The sequence below is a fragment of the Herbaspirillum lusitanum P6-12 genome (genome assembly GCF_000256565.1).
In the GTDB taxonomy this organism is placed as follows: Bacteria; Pseudomonadota; Gammaproteobacteria; order Burkholderiales; family Burkholderiaceae_D; genus Herbaspirillum; species Herbaspirillum lusitanum.
This window is the reverse complement of sequence record NZ_AJHH01000070.1, coordinates 1-1,162: the sequence shown is the minus strand read 5'-3', so window position 1 is coordinate 1,162 and position 1,162 is coordinate 1. Positions and strand designations below refer to the sequence as shown.

General features: G+C 63.6%; 1 protein-coding gene. It reads left to right on the top strand.

All coding sequences use genetic code 11. The annotated features are described in order from the left end of the window. Nucleotides 1–1,162 (top strand): leucyl aminopeptidase (locus HLUSI_RS26655; RefSeq protein WP_016832474.1); only part of this gene is annotated, 1,162 nt, incomplete at both ends.

Below are 1,162 nucleotides of genomic sequence, written 5' to 3'. Positions count from 1 at the left end.
TGCACAAGCTGCGCCAGGAAGTCGGCATCGTGTTCCAAGATGCGCTGGTGGCGCTGCCGCTGGACAAGATCAAGGGCCGCGAGGGGAAAGATATTGCCTGGGCCATCCGCGCGTTGGTGCTGGCCGCACGCGACAACAATTACCGCTCTGACGTCCTGAAGAGCAAAAAAGATCCCGCCCCGACCGGTGTGAAGAAGATCGCCGTCGCAGTTTCCACCGCCGCCGCTGTCGCCGCCAAGACCGGCCTGGCCGAAGCCGTAGCGCTGGCCAACGGCATGGAACTGAGCAAGGACCTGGCCAACCTGCCGGGCAATGTCTGCACCCCGACCTACCTCGCCAACAGCGCCAAGAAACTGGCCAAGGAATACAAGCTCGGCGTCGAAGTGCTGGACCGCAAACAACTCGAAGCGCTCAAGATGGGCAGCTTCCTGTCCGTCACCAACGGCAGCGACGAGCCGCCGAAATTCATCGTGCTCAAGCACCTCGGCGGCAAGTCCAAGGATGCACCGATCGTCTTGGTCGGCAAGGGCATCACCTTCGACACCGGCGGCATCTCGCTCAAGCCGGGCGCCGGCATGGATGAAATGAAATACGACATGTGCGGCGCCGCCTCGGTGCTCGGCACCTTCCGCGCCATCGCCGAGCTGCAACTGAAGCTCAACGTCATCGGCGTCATCCCGACCTGCGAAAACATGCCGTCGGGCCGCGCTACCAAGCCGGGCGACATTGTGACCTCGATGTCGGGACAGACCATCGAAGTACTCAATACCGACGCCGAAGGCCGCCTGATCCTGTGCGACGCGCTGACTTACGTCGAGCGCTTCAAGCCTGCGGCCGTGGTCGACATCGCGACGCTGACCGGCGCTTGCGTGGTGGCTTTGGGTCATCACAACACCGGCCTGTTCACGCGTGAAGACGATGCCCACGATCAGCTTGCCAACGACCTGCTGGCAGCCGGCAAGGCCAGCGGCGACACCGCATGGCGCATGCCGGTGCAGGACGTCTATCAGGAACAGCTGAAGTCGAACTTCGCCGACATCGCCAACATCGGCGGTCAGCCGGCGGGCAGCGTGACGGCGGCGTGCTTCCTTGAGCGCTTCACCAAGAAATACACCTGGGCGCATCTGGACATCGCCGGCACCGCATGGCGCGGCGGCGCGAC